The 17977-nt window shown below is 63.1% G+C and carries 19 protein-coding genes; 11 read left to right on the top strand and 8 right to left on the bottom strand.

The window, feature by feature from the left end; translation table 11 throughout:
- Positions 1–4: 4 nt before the first annotated feature.
- Entirely contained in the window at positions 5–592 is a 588-nt protein-coding gene (locus B2Y33_RS03290; RefSeq protein ID WP_059183734.1) for a UPF0149 family protein, read from the bottom strand.
- A gap of 241 nt (positions 593–833) precedes the next feature.
- Here B2Y33_RS03290 and recQ point away from each other — a divergent pair, with 241 nt between their 5' ends.
- The 3 genes from recQ to B2Y33_RS03305 all read left to right on the top strand — a co-directional run bounded on the left by recQ (position 834) and on the right by B2Y33_RS03305 (position 3873).
- Entirely contained in the window at positions 834–2981 is a 2148-nt protein-coding gene (recQ, locus tag B2Y33_RS03295; RefSeq protein ID WP_132578676.1) for a DNA helicase RecQ, read from the top strand.
- A gap of 148 nt (positions 2982–3129) precedes the next feature.
- Positions 3130–3567 carry a MarR family transcriptional regulator gene (locus B2Y33_RS03300; protein WP_023533772.1) on the top strand — a complete coding sequence of 146 codons (438 nt, stop codon included), beginning with the start codon at positions 3130–3132 and terminating at the stop codon, positions 3565–3567.
- A 24-nt stretch (positions 3568–3591) separates the two neighbouring features.
- Positions 3592–3873, top strand: coding sequence for a SelT/SelW/SelH family protein (locus B2Y33_RS03305; protein ID WP_206405619.1), 282 nt, complete (start codon positions 3592–3594; stop codon positions 3871–3873).
- 45 nt (positions 3874–3918) lie between these two features.
- Here B2Y33_RS03305 and B2Y33_RS03310 read toward each other — a convergent pair whose 3' ends face one another.
- The gene (locus B2Y33_RS03310) at positions 3919–4230 is read right to left on the bottom strand and encodes a DUF962 domain-containing protein (RefSeq protein WP_028688034.1); all 312 of its coding nucleotides are present in this window, start codon (positions 4228–4230) and stop codon (positions 3919–3921) included.
- A gap of 153 nt (positions 4231–4383) precedes the next feature.
- Between B2Y33_RS03310 and B2Y33_RS03315 the strand changes: the two genes are divergently transcribed.
- A complete protein-coding gene (locus B2Y33_RS03315; protein WP_128610292.1) occupies positions 4384–5445 on the top strand; it encodes an AraC family transcriptional regulator in 1062 nt (353 codons plus the stop codon).
- Here the strand turns inward: B2Y33_RS03315 and B2Y33_RS03320 are convergent.
- Positions 5402–6856 carry a TrkH family potassium uptake protein gene (locus B2Y33_RS03320; protein WP_027915895.1) on the bottom strand — a complete coding sequence of 485 codons (1455 nt, stop codon included), beginning with the start codon at positions 6854–6856 and terminating at the stop codon, positions 5402–5404. The genes B2Y33_RS03315 and B2Y33_RS03320 overlap by 44 nt on opposite strands.
- Positions 6857–7023: 167 nt before the next feature.
- On the opposite strand from B2Y33_RS03320, the gene B2Y33_RS03325 reads away from it, so the two are divergent.
- Positions 7024–7584: a nitroreductase family protein gene (locus B2Y33_RS03325; protein WP_206405618.1), complete on the top strand. Its 561-nt coding sequence runs from the start codon at positions 7024–7026 to the stop codon at positions 7582–7584.
- Between the two features lie 61 nt (positions 7585–7645).
- Here the strand turns inward: B2Y33_RS03325 and B2Y33_RS03330 are convergent, their stop codons facing one another.
- From B2Y33_RS03330 to B2Y33_RS03350, 5 genes are all read right to left on the bottom strand, one after another.
- On the bottom strand, positions 7646–8980 hold the full coding sequence (locus tag B2Y33_RS03330) for a sensor histidine kinase (RefSeq protein ID WP_206405617.1): 1335 nt from the start codon (positions 8978–8980) through the stop codon (positions 7646–7648).
- A 75-nt stretch (positions 8981–9055) separates the two neighbouring features.
- Positions 9056–9472, bottom strand: coding sequence for a Spy/CpxP family protein refolding chaperone (locus B2Y33_RS03335; RefSeq protein WP_027915898.1), 417 nt, complete (start codon positions 9470–9472; stop codon positions 9056–9058).
- 134 nt (positions 9473–9606) lie between these two features.
- Positions 9607–10284: a response regulator transcription factor gene (locus B2Y33_RS03340; protein ID WP_027915899.1), complete on the bottom strand. Its 678-nt coding sequence runs from the start codon at positions 10282–10284 to the stop codon at positions 9607–9609.
- A 117-nt stretch (positions 10285–10401) separates the two neighbouring features.
- Positions 10402–10701, bottom strand: coding sequence for a YciI family protein (locus B2Y33_RS03345; protein WP_027915900.1), 300 nt, complete (start codon positions 10699–10701; stop codon positions 10402–10404).
- Position 10702: 1 nt separating this feature from the next.
- Positions 10703–11296: a septation protein A gene (locus tag B2Y33_RS03350; RefSeq protein ID WP_206405616.1), complete on the bottom strand. Its 594-nt coding sequence runs from the start codon at positions 11294–11296 to the stop codon at positions 10703–10705.
- 67 nt (positions 11297–11363) lie between these two features.
- Here B2Y33_RS03350 and B2Y33_RS03355 point away from each other — a divergent pair, with 67 nt between their 5' ends.
- The 6 genes from B2Y33_RS03355 (at position 11364) to B2Y33_RS03380 (ending at position 17958) form a co-directional block, all read left to right on the top strand.
- Complete coding sequence (locus B2Y33_RS03355) at positions 11364–12224, top strand: PHP domain-containing protein (RefSeq protein WP_206405615.1); 861 nt, start codon at positions 11364–11366, stop codon at positions 12222–12224.
- A 13-nt stretch (positions 12225–12237) separates the two neighbouring features.
- Complete coding sequence (locus tag B2Y33_RS03360; RefSeq protein ID WP_023533818.1) at positions 12238–12867, top strand: L-threonylcarbamoyladenylate synthase; 630 nt, start codon at positions 12238–12240, stop codon at positions 12865–12867.
- Between the two features lie 116 nt (positions 12868–12983).
- Positions 12984–13709 carry a segregation and condensation protein A gene (locus B2Y33_RS03365; RefSeq protein WP_161780421.1) on the top strand — a complete coding sequence of 242 codons (726 nt, stop codon included), beginning with the start codon at positions 12984–12986 and terminating at the stop codon, positions 13707–13709.
- Positions 13696–14472: an SMC-Scp complex subunit ScpB gene (scpB, locus tag B2Y33_RS03370; protein WP_027915905.1), complete on the top strand. Its 777-nt coding sequence runs from the start codon at positions 13696–13698 to the stop codon at positions 14470–14472. Before B2Y33_RS03365 ends, scpB begins: the two co-directional genes overlap by 14 nt.
- A 193-nt stretch (positions 14473–14665) precedes the next feature.
- Positions 14666–15733 carry a 23S rRNA pseudouridine(2605) synthase RluB gene (gene rluB / locus B2Y33_RS03375; RefSeq protein WP_028688030.1) on the top strand — a complete coding sequence of 356 codons (1068 nt, stop codon included), beginning with the start codon at positions 14666–14668 and terminating at the stop codon, positions 15731–15733.
- Positions 15734–16539: 806 nt separating this feature from the next.
- Complete coding sequence (locus B2Y33_RS03380) at positions 16540–17958, top strand: amino acid permease (protein ID WP_196110097.1); 1419 nt, start codon at positions 16540–16542, stop codon at positions 17956–17958.
- The last annotated feature ends 19 nt before the right edge of the window (positions 17959–17977 follow it).

A 17977-nucleotide genomic window follows, 5' to 3' on the forward strand; every position in this document is an offset into this window, starting at 1 on the left:
CGGCTTAGTGGTGACGGGGCTTGAGCAGTGCCGGTTTCTCTTCCGGAGCATGCAGCAGCAGGAACAGCGCGGTCAGGGCCTCGGGAATCTGCACGATCATGTCGTCCTGGAGGCTGGCATTACTGGCGATGTCGGCAAATTCAGGCTGCTCGTCGAACAGGCCAGAACCGACCATGATCGGTAGCAGCATCTCGCTCACTTCTTCCTCGGCGTTCTCGAACCAGGCTTCCTCACGCAGGAAAACCCCTTCCATGAAGCCGATGCACCAGCCGCGCAGGTCGGAGTCGTCTGGGTCATCGCCCAGATCCAGGTCGCACGGCAGTTCGAACTCGTCATCGCTGGCCAACTGACGCGCGATATGGCCTTTGAGGGCAACCAGGGTGACTTCGATCTCCTCGCGCTGGGCCTCGCTGGCGTAGTGCGGTTCTTCGGCGAACAAGGCGTCGATCCATTCGCGCTCGGGCACCTCCTCGGCGTTGATCGACAAGGCAGTGAGGTAGCCGTGGGCGGCGACATAGTCCAGCGCTTCTTCGTGCAGCTCATCGGCGTCGAGGAAGGCTTGCAGGCGGGTCAGTTGCTCGGCGAAGGACATTACGGGGCTACCTTGGGAATAAACGATACCGAATTCTAGCACCTTGCAGCGTCAGCGGGGCAAAGACACGCCCATCGCAACGGTGCCAGTGCAGGGGGTGGGTGCGGTATACTTGGCGGTTTCCAGCCAAAGGCCCACCGTTGTCGGGCCCTTGGCAAAAACCGCTTACGCATTCGGCGTGTGCGGCGCGGGTTTTTCGTCCAGCCTGTAGCGGGGTGGTACGGCGTTTTTGGAGTTGCACATGCTCGAACAGGCTCAGCGCGTTCTCAAGGACATCTTCGGTTACGACAGCTTCCGAGGGCGCCAGGCAGCGATCATCGAATGCGTAGCCAATGGTGGCGATGCCCTGGTGCTGATGCCCACAGGTGGCGGCAAGTCGCTGTGTTTCCAGGTGCCGGGGTTGCTGCGCCCAGGCTTGACCGTGGTGGTGTCGCCGTTGATCGCACTGATGGACGACCAGGTCGCCACGCTCGATGAACTGGGGGTGTCGGCCGCTGCGCTGAACTCCACGCTCAACGCCGAGCAGCAACGTGAGCTGGCCGGGCGCCTGCGCCGCGGCGAGGTGAAGATGCTCTACCTGGCGCCAGAGCGCCTGGTGCAACCGCGCATGCTCGATTTTCTGCGCGACCTGGACATTTCGCTGTTCGCCATCGACGAAGCCCACTGCGTATCCCAGTGGGGCCACGATTTTCGTCCCGAATACTTGCAACTGGGCCAACTGGCCGAGCTGTTCCCCCATGTACCCCGCATCGCGCTCACCGCCACAGCGGACATGCGTACCCGGGAAGAAATCGTCCAGCGCCTGCACCTGCAGGGGGCCGAGCGCTTCCTGTCGAGCTTCGACCGGCCGAACATCTTCTACCGCATCGTCCCCAAGGAAGCGCCCCGCAAGCAGCTCATGGCGTTTCTCGGCGAACGCCGTGGAAACGCAGGTATCGTCTATTGCCTGTCGCGCAAGAAAGTCGACGAAACCGCTGCCTTTCTCTGCGACCAAGGCTTCCCGGCGCTGCCATACCACGCCGGTCTGCCGGCTGAAACGCGCTCGGCCAACCAGCATCGGTTCCTCAACGAAGAAGGGCTGATCATGGTCGCGACCATCGCCTTTGGCATGGGCATCGACAAGCCCAACGTGCGTTTCGTCGCGCACTTGGACCTGCCAAAGTCGCTGGAAGCCTACTACCAGGAAACCGGTCGCGCCGGTCGTGACGGCCTGCCTTCGGACGCCTGGATGGCGTACGGCTTGCAGGACATGGTCATGCTCAAGCAAATGCTGCAGAACTCCGAAGGTGACGAGCGCCACAAGCGCATCGAGCAGCACAAACTCGACGCGATGCTTGCCTTGTGCGAGGAAACACGTTGCCGACGCCAGACCTTGCTGGCGTACTTCGATGAGACGCTGGAACAGCCCTGTGGGCACTGCGACAACTGTGTCGACAATGTGCAGACGTGGGATGCCACCGAGCCTGCCCGTCAGGCGTTGTCAGCGGTATTTCGTACTGGCCAGCGTTATGGCGTGGGGCATTTGGTGGACGTGCTGCTGGGCAAGCAGACCGAGAAAGTGACCAATTTCGGTCATGACAAGCTGTCGGTGTTCGGCGTCGGCAAGGCGCTGGCCGAGGCCGATTGGCGCTCCCTGTTCCGCCAACTGGTGGCCCGTGGCCTGGTGGATATCGACCTGGAAGGCTACGGCGGCCTGCGCCTGTCGGACAGCTGCCGACCGCTGTTGCGGGGCGAGGTCACGTTGCAACTGCGCCGTGACCTGAAGCCGCAGACCGTGGCCAAGGCATCGTCTTCTGGCGGCGGCAGCCCGGCCAGCCAGTTGGTGCGCGCAGAAGAACGCGAATTGTGGGAAGCGCTGCGCACCTTGCGCCGCAAGCTTGCCGAAGAGCACCGCGTCCCGCCTTACGTCATCTTCCCGGACTCCACCTTGCTCGAGATGCTGCGCAGCCAGCCGGTGACCCTGAGCGACATGGCGCAGGTCAGCGGTGTTGGCGCCCGCAAGCTGGAACGCTACGGGCAGGCTTTCCTGGAAGTGCTCAATGGCAGTGGCGGTACCCCTGAGGCGCCGAAGGTGGTACTGGACTTGCGTCATGAGCTGGTCAGCCTGGCCCGCGCCGGCATGACGCCGGCGCAGATCGCCGGCCAGCTCGACTGCACGGAAAAGAATGTCTACAACCTGCTGGCCGAGGCGTTGGGGCGTCAGGAGCTTAACCTCGAACAGGCGCTGGACCTGCCGGAAGATCTTCTGTCGGAGATCCAGGATGCCTTCCTCGACGGCGAAGGCGAATTGCCACCCGTTTCCACCATTGCGCCGTTGTTCGGATCACGTGTGCCAGACGGCGTCTTGCACTGCGTGCGTGCCGCCTTGGCGGCAGAGTTCGAGCTGTAACGATGCACGCTGCCTTGCCCCAAGCGGTTTGCTGATCCGTGTCATGCCAGCGCATGTTTCCCCTGCAGCAGCGCGATCGGACGGCTTGCCTCGTCGCGCCGCGCATGATTAGCTGCCTAACAATTAGAACTGTTCAACGAGTCGCTTTATGCCCCTGACCGACAATCAACACCGCTTCGGCATGCAGCTTGCCCAGATGTCCCGTGGTTGGCGTGCCGAGCTTGATCGCCGCCTGGCCGGCCTCAATCTGTCGCAGGCGCGGTGGCTGGTGCTGCTGCACCTGGCGCGGTTCGAGGAGGCGCCCACCCAGCGCGAACTGGCCCAGAGCGTCGGCGTCGAGGGCCCGACCCTGGCGCGGTTGCTCGACAGCCTCGAAGGGCAGGGGCTGGTGCGCCGCCAGGCCGTTGTCGAAGACCGGCGGGCCAAGAAGATTGTGCTGTGCCCCCCGGCCAAGCCCCTGATCGAGCAGATCGAGACCATCGCCAATCAGCTACGCATCGAGCTTTTCACAGGTGTCGACGAAGCAGACCTTGAGGTCTGCATGCGGGTCCATGCCAAGATTCTGGGCAACCTCGAAAAGCCCTGATCCATCGATTGCGAGGGGTATCACATGACCGAGCCAAAGCCTGAAATCGTCATCATCTATTGCACCCAGTGCCAGTGGCTGTTGCGTGCCGGCTGGCTGGCCCAGGAGCTACTCAGTACGTTTGGCCAGGACCTGGGGCAGGTGGCCTTGCAGCCGGGCAGCGGCGGCGTCTTTCGCATCACGTGCGATGGCGTGCAGGTGTGGGAGCGCAAGGCCGATGGCGGCTTCCCCGAAGCGAAGGTGCTCAAGCAGCGCATACGCGATCAGATCGATCCACAGCGCGACCTGGGTCACAACGATCGCTGACCGCCCTGGCCGTGTCGATACCGCGGGCAGTCTGGCCCTTTGGCGTCAGAGGCGCACCTTGCCCAGTAGCACGTCCCTGAACATCGCAAAATCCCCCAGCAGGCTGTAGAAGGGATAGGTAAAGGTCGCTGGCCGATTCTTCTCGAAAAAGAAATGACCTACCCAGGCCAGGCCGTAGCCGACCACGGGCACGGCGAGCAGCAGCATCCACTTGCCGCTACCAATGGCATAGGCCAGCAGGGCAATGACCAGGCTGGTGCCCACGAAGTGCAGACGGCGGCACGTGGGATTGCTGTGCTCACTGAGGTAGTAGGGATAGAACTCGGCGAAGGTTCGGAATTGCGCTGTGCGGTCCATGACACTGCTCCGGAAGGTTGACTGGCGAATGATAGAGACGGCGTGGAGCCTGATTCGAGTCTAGAGTCACTGACGAGGCGTACCAGTGACAATAGGCGCCAATTGAGTATCCTTGGGGTTCACCGCAGGAGCGGTCAGCATAAGAAGCGTGCCATGAGCGAAAGAACCACCTCCGCCAGCTGGGCATCTGGGATCGTCAAGGCGCTGGAGCTCGAAGGGCTCGATTGCCAGGCCATGTTCAAGCAGCTGGGGCTGGACTTCGCTGCTCTCGATGATCCGGATGCGCGCTTCCCGCAGGACGCCATGACCCGGCTCTGGCAACTGGCGGTGGAGCTGTCGGGCAATGAAGCAATCGGCCTGAACATGGCGCGCGTGGTTAGGCCTGCATCCTTTCATGTGGTGGGCTACGCGCTGATGTCCAGCCGTACCCTGGCCGAAGGCTTCGCACGGCTGGTGCGCTATCAACGCATCATTGCCGAAAGTTCTGACTTGAGCTTCATCCTCACCCCTGAAGGCTATTCGCTGATCCTGACCGTGCACGGCGACCACTTGCCGCCCACCCGGCACAGTGCCGAGGCGTCGCTGGCCTGTGCGCTGTCCTTGTGCAAATGGCTTAGCGGCCGGCCAGTGCAGCCGCGGCGGGTACTGATACAGGGGCCACCGCCCAAGCACCTGGAACCCTACAAGGTAGCCTTTCATTCCCCGTTGATCTTCAATGCCCCCCACGATGCCCTGGTGTTCGAGCGGGCTGACATGGAGGCACCCCTGCCCACGGCCAACGAAGCGATGGCCGTGTTGCACGATCGGTTCGCCGGTGAGTACCTGGCACGTTTCTCGGAGAGCCGGGTGACCCATCGGGTGCGTCAGGTGCTGTGCCGCATCCTGCCCCAGGGCGAGCCCAAGCGTGAAACCCTGGCACAGGCACTGCACCTGTCCCAGCGCACCTTGCAGCGCCGGCTGCAAGACGAGGGCACCAGCTTCCAGGCGTTACTTGACGATACCCGGCGCGAATTGGCCGAACAGTACCTGGCCCAGCCCAACATGACCTTGCTGGAAACCGCCTACCTGCTTGGCTTCGCCGACCCCAGCAACTTCTACCGGGCCTTTCGCCGTTGGTTTGGCGTCACACCCAGCGAGTACCGGGCTCGCCTGGGTACCGATGTCGACGCTGTCAGTGACGCCAGAAAGCCGGCATGCACAACACCAGCACGGTGATGATTTCCAGCCGGCCCAGCAGCATGCCGCCGGCCAGGATCCACTTTGCAGCGTCGGGCAGTTTGGCGTAGTTGCCGGACGGCCCGATCACTTCGCCAAGGCCGGGGCCCACACCGGACACCGTCCCGGCCGCGCCGGTAAGGGCGGTCATCCAGTCGACCCCCAGCAATGACAGCAGCAATGCCATCACGCAGATGGTGATGGCGAAGAAGAAGGAAAACGTGAGGATGGAGCGTACGATTTCTTCGTCGAGGCGATGCCCGTTGTACTTCTGCTTGATCACCGCCCGGGGGTGGATCAACTGGTTGAGGTTGGCCTTGAGCAGGATGTAGGCCACCTGGAACCGGAATATCTTGATGCCGCCGGCCGTCGAGCCGGAGCACCCGCCCACGAATCCCAGATAGAAGAACAGCATCAACGAAAAATTGCCCCACAGGCTGTAGTCACCCAACGCAAACCCTGTGGTGGTCACCACCGAGGTCACGTTCAGTGCGACGTGACGCAAGGCATCGAGCCAGTGCAGGTTGGTGGTGTACCAGTACCAGGTGCCCAGTATCACCCAGGTCGCGACCAGCATGCCCAGCAAGCCTTGCACCTGTTGATCACGTATCAGGGCCCCGCGGTTGCCGCGCAACGTGGCCACGTACAAGGTGAACGGCAGGCTGCCGAGGATCATCACCACCACGGCCACCCAGTGCACGGCGGGCATGTCCCATTTGGCCAGGGACTGGTCGGACGTTGAAAAACCGCCGGTGGAGATCGCCGACATGGCGTGGTTGATCGCATCGAACGGGCTCATGCCGGCCCACCAGAACGCCAGGGCACCGAAAATGGAAAACCCGACATAGACCCCGACGATGGACTTGGCGACCATGTGCGAGCGCGGCATCACCTTCTCGGAGCGGTCCGAGGATTCGGTCTGGAACAGCCTCATGCCGCCAATGCGCAACAGGGGAAGAATGGCCACCGCCATGGCGATGAAGCCGATGCCGCCCAGCCAGTGCAGCATCGAGCGCCACATCAGGATGCCGGGCGACATGCTGTCCAGGCCGCTGAGTACGGTAGCGCCAGTGGCGGTGATGCCCGACATGCTTTCGAAAAACGCATCGGTGTAGCTGATGTGCTGCGTAAGCAGAAAGGGCAGGGCAGCGAATACGCACACCACCACCCAGGAACACACCGTCAGCAGGTACATGTCACGCGGACGCAAATGCACGTGCTCCGGCCTGCCGGGCACTACCAGCAGCAGGCCCGCCACGAAGGTGATCAGGCTCGACCAGAGAAAGGACGGCAGGTCGCTGGTGCGTTCGAAAATCACCAAGGTAGCCATGGGGACAGCCATGCCCACGGCGAGGGTGATGAGGAAGATGCCGATGATGAAACCAATGATCCTTAAGGTCGGCAACGCCATGTGTTCTGCTCGGGCTCGAAACGGAAGGGCGCCATTCTACCTGTGGGGCGCAAAGGCTCAAGGCCAAGCTGCATCTTCATGCTGCAGGTCTCGGACGAGGTCGGGCTTGCAGCCTGGGGCCGGGCCCTTGAGAATGGCCGCACATTCATGTTCCAGGAGGGTAGCCGATGGAGGCTCTCGACGCATTGCTCAACCGGGTTTCGGTCCCGCGCCTGACCGACCCTGCGCCCAACGATGCCCAGCGTGAGGCCTTGTTTCAGGCTGCGCTGCGCGCCCCGGACCACGGTCAGCTACGCCCGTGGCGCTTTCTGACCATCGAAGGCCAAGCACGCGAGCGGTTGGGTGAACTGTTCGCCAGCGCGGTTCAGAAGCGCGGTGAAGCCAGTGAGGCGGCATTGAGCAAGGCCCGCGCCATGCCGCTACGCGCGCCCTTGCTGATCGTGGTCATTGCCCATTTGCACAAGCAGCACCCCAAGGTCCCAGTGCTCGAGCAGCAACTGGCAGCAGGGTGCGCCGCCCACGGCATACTGATTGCCGCGCACGCCCAGGGCGTGGGTGCCGTATGGCGTACCGGAGACCTGGCCTTCGATGCCCATGTTCATGAAGGCCTGGGCTTGGCAGAAAACGAGGAGCTGCTTGGCTTCCTGTATGTGGGTACGCCCATGACCGAGCCTCGCACGGCGCCTGTGCTCGCCACTGCCGACTTCGTCAGCGCCTGGGGCGACTGACCGCCCAGCCCGCCGCGTTTGACCCAAGCCGCTGGCCTTGGCGCAGACCTGCGTGGTGGCGCTAGCTGCCAGGTGCTTCTGCCACCGGCAGCTCCAGGGTTGCGACAAAACCGCCTTGTGGATGGTTGGCCAGTATCAGTCGGCCGCCGTGGCGCTCTGCCGCCTTGCGTGCAATCGCCAGCCCAAGGCCGTGTCCAGGGGCTTTTTGCCCCGGCGCCCGGAAAAACGGCTCGCCCAGCTGGGCCAGGTGCTCAGCTGCCACGCCGGGGCCTCGGTCACGTACGCAGACCCTGAGCACGTCGTCCTCGCGCCAGGCGCTCAGCTCCACGGGTTGACCCGCGGGGGTAAAGCGCAGTGCATTGCGCAGCAGGTTGTCCACCGCACGCTCGATCAGGGTCGGCCAACCTTGCAAGGTCAACCCGGGTTGCGCTTCGAGGCGCACGTCATGCTCGGGTGCCGTCAGTTGCGCGTCCTTGCGCACGCTGCCCAGTAGCGCGTTGAGATCGACCGTTTCGGCATGGGCCTGGTCGGCATCCACGCGCGCCAGGGTCAAAATCTCACTGATCAGGTCTTCCAGCCGATCGCATTCGCGGGTCAGGCGCGGCCACAAGGCCTGGCGTTGCTGCGGCTCGGCACGTTCGGCCAGGGCCAGGGCGATGCGCAGACGGGCCAGCGGAGAGCGCAGCTCGTGGGACACATCGCGCAGCAACTGGCGCTGGCTGGCGATGGTGCTCTGCAAGCGAGCACCCATCTTGTTGAAATCCTTGGCCAGGACGCCGAATTCGTCGCGCCTGCCGGCCAGTTGCGCCAGGCTGTTCTGCTGGTAGGTACTCTGCCCCAGGTCGTGCACCGCGCTACGCAAGCGGCTCAGGGGGCGGGTAATGGACAGTGTGACGAACAGGCTGAATAGGGTCAGCACCACCAGGGCGATGCCCAGTGCGCTCAGCGGCCAGAGCAGGCTCTCGCGGTGCCAGGCATCAAGGGCAGGGTGGGGGATGCGGTAGATCAGCAGGTAGGACGCCTTGCTCTCGGGGCTGGTGTATTCCTCGGTCAGGCGGCGCCACGGCAGGCGCCGCTCATCGTTATGCTGCCTGGCTTCGAGTGCAGCCGCGCGCCGGGGAAAGGTGCCTGGCACCACAGCGTCGCCGCTGTCGTCCAGTACTTGCACGTCGATCTTGTAGCGCGCCTTGCGCCTTTCGAGAAAATGCTGCGCTGCGTCCGGGCCTTCCTGTTCGTAGTGCCTGGCCCATTGGCTGGCCAACGTGTTCAGCCCCGGGTGACGGCTTAGAATCCAGGCGTCCTGGTTGAGCGTGTGCGCCAGCAATATCGACAGCCCAGCTACCAGGGCGATGGCCAGCCAGAAGCTGGCCAGGATGCGCCAGAACAGTGAACGCACGTAGACCTCCCCAAACGATGAAAGCCCGCCGTGCACCAGGCGAACCTGGCGCACAGCGGGCGCTGACAGTGGAGCTTACTGGGACTTGCCGGCTTTTTCAGCTTTCCAGGCCTGGAACTCCTGCCACTCCGCTTTCTTGGCGGCGCGTTCCTTTTGCAGTTCGTCGAACTTCTTCTGCTGGTCTGGCTTGAGCAGGTTGCGTACCGCAGCGTCGGTCTTGTCGCGGCTGGCCTGCATCTCTTCTTTCATGGCTTTCTGATCGGCCGCCGGCAGCTTGCCAAGGTAACGCTCGGTGATGTCGTGGCGCTGTTTCATCTGATCGCCCATCAGCTTGCCGATCTGGTCGCGCTGTTCGCGGCTCAGGTCCAGTTCGTGGAAGGCCGGGCCGCCGCGATGATGCGGGCCATCATGGCGCGGGCCGCCGTCGGGCATGGCCATGGCAACGGTGGGCAGTGCGGCGGCGAACAGCAGGGCGGTAAGGGTCTTGCGCATGGTGTCTCTCCTGTCATGGGCCGGCGATCACCGGATGAGCACAGTCTAGGGAGATGATCGTCAAGCGCGGTCAGGGCACGGTAAAGGGAACGTAAAGGCCAGTTCCCTTTCCTGGCATCAGACTGACGCAAGTACTACAGGCAGTAGTAGTAGCCGCGGCTGCGCAAGGCGATGATGCGGGGGCGGCCGTCGGCGTGCGGGCCGATCTTCTTGCGCAGGTTGCTCACGTGCATGTCCAGGCTGCGGTCGTAGAGCGTCAGCCGGCGACCAAGGCCGATCTGCGCCAGCGCCTGTTTGTCCAGAGGCTCGCCCGGTTGGCGCAGCAATGCTTCAAGAATGCGGCTCTCGGACAGGGTCAGGGTCAGCTCGCGACCGTCGATGCTGGCCACCCCGCGGGCAGGGCTGTAGACCAGGTCGCCCAATTCCAGCTGGCTGGTGGCCGGGGCTGGATGGCTGCGGCGCAACACGGCGCGCAGCCGCGCAGTCAGCTCGCGTGGGTCGCACGGCTTTGCCAGGTAGTCGTCGGCGCCCAGTTCAAGGCCCAGGATGCGGTCCAGCGGCTCGCCGCGGGCCGACAGCATCACCACGGGCAGGTCGGCATGCTCGCTGCGCAGGCGCTTGAGCAGTTCAAGACCGCTACCGTCGGGCAGCATCACATCCAGTACCACGGCCGCTGGCGCACGTTCGGCCAACGCCTGGCGTGCAGCCTGGCCATCGTGGCAGGCCCGCACAGTGAACCCTTCCTGGGTCAGCCAGCTGCTGAGCAGCTCGCACAGCTCCTGGTCGTCATCAATCAGTAACAGCTCGCTCATGACTCACTCAATTCAACCATTGACGGCGACGCGTTGGTCCGCCAGCCGGAAAGATACCCCAGTCTTGAGGTCAGCTGCCAACTGGCGATGCCAAGCACGCCTTCTAGGCGAGGTGTTTCAAGGCAGCACTTGCTTGAAGGGCTTGACCACGACCTGGTCGTAGACGCCGGCAGCGATGTAGGGATCGGCATCGGCCCAGGCTTGGGCGGCGGTCAGGGAATCGAACTCGGCCACGATCAGGCTGCCGCTGAAGCCTGCCTCGCCTGGGTCGTTGCTGTCGATGGCCGGGTGCGGGCCGGCCAGTACCACCCGGCCTTCTGCCTTGAGCTGCTGAAGGCGCTCGATGTGGGCCGGGCGCGCAGCCAGGCGTTTTTCCAGGGAGTTAGCGACGTCGCTGGCAATGATGGCGTAGAGCATGTCAGTCCTTGGGTTTGGAGGCAGAAGAGGTATCTTGCAGGTGGCGCGACAGGTACAGCCCTTGTGCCACCAGGAACAGCACGGTCATGCCCATGCTGCCGAACACCTTGAAGTCGACCCAGAACGCTGGGAAGGTGAAGGCGACGAACAGGTTGGCGGCGCCACAGAACAGAAAGAACGCGATCCAGGCGAGGTTCAGGCGGGCCCAGATGGCATCGGGCAAGGTCAGCGCATGGCCCATGATGCGCTTGATCAGTACCCGGTCGCCGATGAAGTGGCTACCGGCGAAGGCCAGGGCGAACAGCCAGTTCACCACCGGCGCCTTCCACTTGAGGAAGGTTTCGCTGTGAAAGGCCAGGGTCAGGCCGCCAAACACCAGGCAGGCGACCAGCGTCAGCCACTGGCCTTTCTCGAGCTTGCGCTGGCGCAGGAACAACGCGCCGTACACCACCAGCGAGCTGATGATCAGCATGGCAGTGGCACTGTAGATACCACCGAATTCGAAGCTGTGCCCGGCCAGCTCCACGGGCCGTGGGTCCAGTTTGTAGACGATGAAGAACAGCAGCAGCGGGATGAAATCGATGAATTGTTTCACAATGGCAGCCAGAACCGGGATGTGACGGCATAATAACAAACATCGAATCCAGCGAAAGCGCTACTCCATGAATGTTGATCTGCACTGTCACAGCACGGCCTCCGACGGCGCCCTGTCGCCTTCGGCCCTGGTCGCCCGGGCCTTCGAGCATGGGGTGCGTACGCTGGCGCTCACCGACCACGATACCCTAGAAGGCCTGGCCGAAGCCCGCCAGGCCTGCCGCGAGCACGGCATGCAATGGGTCAGCGGCGTCGAGCTGTCCTGTACCTGGGGCGGCGCAACCATCCACATACTCGGTTACAACTTCCCCGTAGATGCACCGCCCTTGCTGGCGGCGATCGAGGCCCTGCACCGTGGCCGCTGGTTGCGTGCCGAGGAAATCGACAAGCGCCTGGCAGCCAAGGGCATGCCAGGAACGCTGGCAGGTGCCCGGCAAATCCAGCAGGCGCTCGGTGACAGTGGCAATGCCCCGGCCCGGCCACATTTTGCCGACTACCTGGTGCATGCCGGCCACGTCAAAGACCGGGGCGAGGCCTTCCGCAAATGGCTCGGTGCCGGCAAGCTCGGTGACGTCAAGCAACATTGGCCATCGTTGGAGGAAACCGTTGCCACCCTGCGCCAGTCAAACGCATGGGTGAGCCTGGCGCATCCCATGCATTACGAGCTGACGCGCAGCAAGCGCAGGCGGCTGATTGCCGACTATATTCAGGCAGGCGGGCAGGCGCTTGAAGTGGCCAATGGGATGATGCCGGCCGAGCAGGTGGGCACCCTGTCCATCCTCACCCGTGAGTTCGGGCTGCTGGCAAGTGCTGGCAGTGACTTCCACGGCCCCGGCACCTGGGGCGAAATCGGTGCCTATCGGCCTTTGCCCGAGGACCTGCCACCTGTGTGGCACCGTTTCAGCCATGAACAGCCATTGCCGGTTTGAACAGGACGACGACGTGAGCCAATTTTTCCAGATTCACCCGGAAAACCCACAACCGCGACTGATACGCCAGGCGGTCGAGATCATCCGCAAGGGTGGGGTAGTGGTCTACCCCACCGACTCGGCCTATGCGCTGGGTTGCCAGATCGGTGACAAGTCGGCCATCGAGCGGGTGCGCCGTTTGCGCGGGCTGGACAAGACCCACAATTTCACCCTGATGTGCTGCGACATGTCCCAGTTGGGCTTGTACGCCAAGGTCGATACGGGCACCTTCCGCCTGCTCAAGGCCCATGTGCCGGGGCCCTACACCTTCATTCTCAACGGCACGCGCGAAGTGCCGCGCCTGTTGTTGCATGAAAAACGCCGCACCATCGGCCTGCGCGTGCCGGACCATGCCATTACCCTGGCACTGCTTGCCGAGCTGGGTGAGCCCTTGATGAGCGTGAGCCTGATCCTGCCCGGCGACGCCGAACCCATGACCGACCCCTACGAAATTCGCCAGCGTCTGGAGCACCATGTCGACCTGGTCATCGATGGCGGCTACGGTGACCTCAAGGCGTCGACCATCATCGACCTGTCAGGCGATGAACCCGAACTGATTCGCGAAGGCTGCGGCGACCCTACTCCGTTCATGGTCAACGCGTGACCGCCGAGCCGTTCGCCCAGGCAGCGGCCGAGCTGCCAGGCCAGTTGCAGCTCGCGCTGGTCTACGGCGAGGCCGTGACCGAGCTGCCGCTGGACTTGTACATACCCCCCGATGCCCTGGAGGTCATTCTCGAAGCGTTCGAAGGGCCTTTGGACCTGCTGCTGTACCTGATTCGCAAGCAGAACATCGATATCCTCGATATCCCGGTGGCAGAAATCACTCGCCAGTACATGGGCTACGTCGAGTTGATGAAAACCGTGCGCCTTGAGCTGGCTGCCGAATACTTGGTGATGGCCGCCATGCTGGCCGAAATCAAGTCGCGCATGTTGCTGCCGCGCAGCGTCACGGTCGAGGAGGAGGAGGGCGACCCACGCGCCGAGCTGATCCGACGTCTGCAGGAGTACGAACGTTTCAAGGCGGCCGCCGAAGGCCTGGACGGGTTGCCCAGGGTCGGTCGTGACCTGGTCGTACCGTGCCTGGAGGCGCCCCAGGCAAAGGTACGCAAGCTGTTGCCGCAGGTCAGCCTGCCGGAGCTGCTGGCGTCCATGGCCGAAGTGATGCGCCGCAACGACCTGTTCGAAAGCCACCAGATCAGCCGAGAGACCCTGTCGACCCGGGAACGCATGGGGCAGGTGCTGGAACGCTTGAAAGACGGTGGTTTCGTGCCCTTCATCGATCTGTTCGCGCCCGATGAAGGCAAGCTGGGGGTGGTGGTCACGTTCATGGCTGTGTTGGAGCTGGTGAAGGAAACCCTCGTCGAACTGGTGCAAAATGAAGCCTTTGCCGCCATCCATGTGCGGTTACGCCCTGCTCCTGCCGAAGACGCCCATGAACCTGAATGACCCCCGCGACCTGGCCCCGTTGATCGAAGCCTTCCTGCTGGCCTCTGGCAAGCCTCAATCGCTTGAGCGCTTGTACGAGCTGTTCGAGGAGCCCGAGCGGCCCGAGCCGAAGACGTTCAAGCGAGCACTCGAAGTGCTAGGCAAATCGTGCGCCGGTCGGGCGTTCGAGCTCAAGGAGGTGGCCAACGGTTATCGGCTGCAGATTCGCGAGGATTACGCGCCTTGGGTCGGCCGGCTGTGGGAAGAGCGTCCGCAGCGCTATTCTCGGGCGCTGCTCGAGACCCTGGCGCTGATTGCCTACCGCCAGCCCATCACCCGTGGCGAAATCGAGGACGTGCGTGGCGTCGCGGTCAATAGCAACATCGTCAAGACGTTGGTCGAGCGCGAGTGGATCCGTGTAGTGGGCCACCGGGAAGTGCCCGGACGGCCGGCTCTGTTTGCCACGACCAAGGCATTCCTGGACCATTTCAACCTTCGCAGCCTGGATGAGCTGCCAGCGCTGGCCGAATTGCGCGAGATGGAGCCCGAGCCCTTGCTCGACCCGGACGATGCCCCGGTGCCGGCGCACCTGCAGGCCCTGGCCGACGCCAGCCTGGGCGAGGACGAGGAGGCTGAGCCGGTCAAGGACGAGACCAGCTTTCGCAGCCTGCTCGTGGAGCTCGACGCCATGGAGCAGGGCCTCAAGACCGATTTCGACGATGTGCTCCAGCACGACCCTGATGCCGAAACGCCGTTGGAGGGGGAGCCGAGCGAGCAGGCCTGATCGCCTCAACTCGATCTGCTGTGGCCATGGGCCAGGCCGTCGAGCAGGGCCCGCCTGGCAGAAAGTCGTGGCAGAGGGTGGAAAAGCTTCTACCCTCCCATGCATTCAGGCGGCGAACCACGTATGATGCGCGGCCTTTTGGCGCGTTCGTTGCCAGAAACCTGTTTTCATTCCTACACCGGGAGGTGCCCAGATGAGTGAGCAAGACCTGCAAGATACCCAGATCACCCCACCTGTTGGCGAGAAGCTGCAGAAAGTCCTCGCGCGTATTGGCGTGGGCTCGCGCCGTGACGTCGAGGCCTGGATCAGCCAGGGCCGCATCAAGGTCAACGGCGTTGCAGCCACCCTTGGCCAGCGAGTCGACCTGCATGACGCCATTGCCGTCGACGGCAAGCTGATCAAGCGTGAAGAAGCGGCCGAGGCGACGCGCCGGGTGATCATGTACAACAAGCCCGATGGCGAGATCTGCACCCGCGATGACCCGGAAGGTCGCCCGACCGTGTTCGATCGCCTGCCGCGTCCCAAGGAAGGTCGCTGGATCAACATCGGCCGTCTGGACATCAACACCACCGGCTTGCTGCTGTTCACCACCGACGGTGAACTGGCCAACCGCCTGATGCACCCGTCCTACGAAATGGACCGCGAATATGCCGTGCGCGTACGTGGGGAAGTGGATGACGAGATGATCGAGCGCCTGAAGGCCGGTGTCATGCTCGAAGACGGCCCCGCCAAGTTCACCGACATCCAGAAGGCACCAGGCGGCGAAGGCTTCAACCACTGGTACCACTGCGTGGTGATGGAAGGCCGCAACCGTGAGGTGCGTCGCCTGTGGGAGTCGCAGGGCATGGTGGTCAGCCGCCTGAAGCGTGTGCGCTTTGGCCCGGTGTTCCTCAACTCGGATTTGCCCATGGGCCGCTGGCGGGAAATGACCCAGGGTGAAATCGACATCCTGGCGGCCGAGGTGGGCTTGCAGCCCGTGGCGTTGCCGGCCTTGAAGCTCAAGGCCAAGGACAAGATGGAGCGTCTGCAGCGCAAATCGTCCCGCCCCCTGGGTCGTGGTGAGCGCGTGCGCAGCCTGCGCCCGGCCCAGGACGGCGCAGCCGCCGGCGAGCGTCCAGCACGCCCGGCGCGCGAAGAATCGCCGCGCAAAGGCAACCGCGGTAGCGCAGTGGCCGAGCGCCCGAGCGAAATGCGCAAGCGCCCGGCCAAGCCCGAGGGTGACAAGCCTGCAGGCCGTGGTCGCGGCAAGCCACGCGGCTGAGGCATTCGGAGCCATTGTTGGCCCTTGCTTAATTACCGACGCTGAACACATTGGGGCTGCTACGCAGCCCATTGCCCGCAAGCCGGCTTCTGCAAAAGGCGAATATCTCGCGCTGAGCAGGAGCCAGTGGCCAACGATAGGGCGCGAAGCGGCCCCAATGTGCAGCCCGCTAAATGATGCATGCCTTGCCAGATGCACCCTGCCAGAGGGTGCGAGTGTGCTGATCTGACTCAACTCATGGTCGGCCGTAACCCATTGGGCGCAAAGCCATTTCGTTAGTCTGGCAACTTATATTTCCAGCTTGTAAGGTTTTGTTTACAAGCCTTGACTGATTCTCGCAGCAAATCAGAAAAAGTCCCCGTCCGTAAAGAAAGCTTGCCGAAGCTTCTGTCTCCGGTTGCGCCCTCAGCCCTTCACCTCACTTGCCTAAACCCCCGCTCCACGGTGTTATAGCCCTCATTGCCCCGTGCAACAGCCCGCCGCAGAGCCGGTTGATAAAACAACAAATGGAGGCGCCGTGTACGCCGATCAACTCGCCCACAAAGGCCATTACCCCAGGAACGCTGCGTTTTTTCCGCCGGAAACCACGCAACGCGTTGACGCCTGCGCGCTTGCAGGGTTATACAGTGCGCCGCGTTTTACCTGTGACCCCCTTGCGTACCGCGCACTCCTGACCCCGCCCGGTTGACTCGACCGCGCAGCTGTACCTTCAGGAAACAAGGTGACCACCTTGCCCATTCCGCTGCGCCACGAGCGCGGTGGGTCCGATTCCGTCACAGATAAAAACAATGCAGGTGACTTCGTTCATGAGTGGACACGACAAGCATTCAGGCGAGCTCAAGCGGGGCCTGAAGAACCGCCATATTCAGTTGATCGCCCTGGGAGGCGCCATCGGTACCGGCCTGTTCCTGGGTTCGGCAGGCGTGATGAAATCCGCCGGCCCGTCGATGATCCTGGGCTACGCGATCTGTGGTTTCATCGCTTTCATGATCATGCGCCAGCTCGGCGAAATGATCGTCGAGGAGCCCGTGGCCGGCTCGTTCAGCCATTTCGCCCATACCTACTGGGGTGGCTTCCCCGGCTTCCTGTCGGGCTGGAACTGCTGGGTGCTGTACATCCTGGTGGGCATGTCCGAATTGTCCGCCGTGGGCAAGTACGTGCACTACTGGTGGCCGGAAATCCCTACCTGGGTAACAGCCGCTGCGTTCTTCGTGCTGATCAACGCCATCAACCTGATGAACGTGAAGTTCTTCGGCGAAGCTGAGTTCTGGTTTGCCATCATCAAGGTGGTGGCCATTGTCAGCATGATTGGCCTGGGTGCCTACCTGCTGACCAGCGGCAGTGGCGGGCCTGACGCGACCGTGGCCAACCTGTGGTCGCACGGTGGCTTCTTCCCCCATGGGGTCAGTGGCCTGGTGATGGCCCTGGCGTTCATCATGTTCTCGTTCGGGGGGCTGGAGATGCTCGGCTTTACGGCCGCAGAAGCCGACAAGCCCAAGACCGTGATCCCCAAGGCCATCAACCAGGTCATATACCGCATCCTGATCTTCTACGTCGGTGCCTTGCTGATCCTGCTGTCGCTCACGCCGTGGGACACCTTGGTCGCCAGCATCGATGCCTCCGGCGGCAGCTACGGCAGCAGCCCGTTCGTGCAGGTGTTCTCGTTGCTGGGCAGCGATGTGGCCGCCAACCTGCTGAACTTCGTGGTCCTGACCGCGGCCTTGTCGGTGTACAACAGCGGTACCTATTGCAATGCCCGCATGCTGCTGGGCATGGCCGAGCAGGGCGATGCGCCGGCTGCCTTGGCCAAGGTCGACAAGCGTGGCGTACCGGTGCGTTCGATTCTTGTGTCCGCGGCCGTGACCCTGATCGCCGTGCTGCTCAACTACCTGATGCCTTCCAGCGCGCTGGAGCTGCTGATGTCGCTGGTCGTGGCTACCCTGGTGATCAACTGGGCCATGATCAGCTACTCGCACCTCAAGTTCCGTCAGCACCTCAACCGCACGGGTCAGAAACCCCTGTTCAAGGCGCTGTGGTACCCCTACGGCAACTACGTGGTGCTGGCCTTCGTGGTCTTGATCCTGGGCATCATGCTGCAGATTCCGGGTATCCAGGTGTCCGTCTACGCCATCCCGGTCTGGTTGCTCTGCATGTTCGTAGCTTATGTCATCAAGTCACGGCGTAAGGGCGTCATCACTGAAGCCGTTGGCAGCGCCGCCAAATAAGCGTCGTACAGTCGCCTGT

The sequence above is a fragment of the Pseudomonas sp. UBA5666 genome (genome assembly GCF_002420785.1).
Lineage (GTDB): Bacteria > Pseudomonadota > Gammaproteobacteria > Pseudomonadales > Pseudomonadaceae > Aquipseudomonas > Aquipseudomonas fulva.

Coding starts and splice junctions, on each gene's coding strand:
- B2Y33_RS03290 (WP_059183734.1), bottom strand. CDS start 592: ATGTCCTTCGCCGAGCAACTGACCCGCCTGCAAGCCTTCCTCGACGCC.
- recQ (WP_132578676.1), top strand. CDS start 834: ATGCTCGAACAGGCTCAGCGCGTTCTCAAGGACATCTTCGGTTACGAC.
- B2Y33_RS03300 (WP_023533772.1), top strand. CDS start 3,130: ATGCCCCTGACCGACAATCAACACCGCTTCGGCATGCAGCTTGCCCAG.
- B2Y33_RS03305 (WP_206405619.1), top strand. CDS start 3,592: ATGACCGAGCCAAAGCCTGAAATCGTCATCATCTATTGCACCCAGTGC.
- B2Y33_RS03310 (WP_028688034.1), bottom strand. CDS start 4,230: ATGGACCGCACAGCGCAATTCCGAACCTTCGCCGAGTTCTATCCCTAC.
- B2Y33_RS03315 (WP_128610292.1), top strand. CDS start 4,384: ATGAGCGAAAGAACCACCTCCGCCAGCTGGGCATCTGGGATCGTCAAG.
- B2Y33_RS03320 (WP_027915895.1), bottom strand. CDS start 6,856: ATGGCGTTGCCGACCTTAAGGATCATTGGTTTCATCATCGGCATCTTC.
- B2Y33_RS03325 (WP_206405618.1), top strand. CDS start 7,024: ATGGAGGCTCTCGACGCATTGCTCAACCGGGTTTCGGTCCCGCGCCTG.
- B2Y33_RS03335 (WP_027915898.1), bottom strand. CDS start 9,472: ATGCGCAAGACCCTTACCGCCCTGCTGTTCGCCGCCGCACTGCCCACC.
- B2Y33_RS03340 (WP_027915899.1), bottom strand. CDS start 10,284: ATGAGCGAGCTGTTACTGATTGATGACGACCAGGAGCTGTGCGAGCTG.
- B2Y33_RS03345 (WP_027915900.1), bottom strand. CDS start 10,701: ATGCTCTACGCCATCATTGCCAGCGACGTCGCTAACTCCCTGGAAAAA.
- B2Y33_RS03355 (WP_206405615.1), top strand. CDS start 11,364: ATGAATGTTGATCTGCACTGTCACAGCACGGCCTCCGACGGCGCCCTG.
- scpB (WP_027915905.1), top strand. CDS start 13,696: ATGAACCTGAATGACCCCCGCGACCTGGCCCCGTTGATCGAAGCCTTC.
- rluB (WP_028688030.1), top strand. CDS start 14,666: ATGAGTGAGCAAGACCTGCAAGATACCCAGATCACCCCACCTGTTGGC.
- B2Y33_RS03380 (WP_196110097.1), top strand. CDS start 16,540: ATGAGTGGACACGACAAGCATTCAGGCGAGCTCAAGCGGGGCCTGAAG.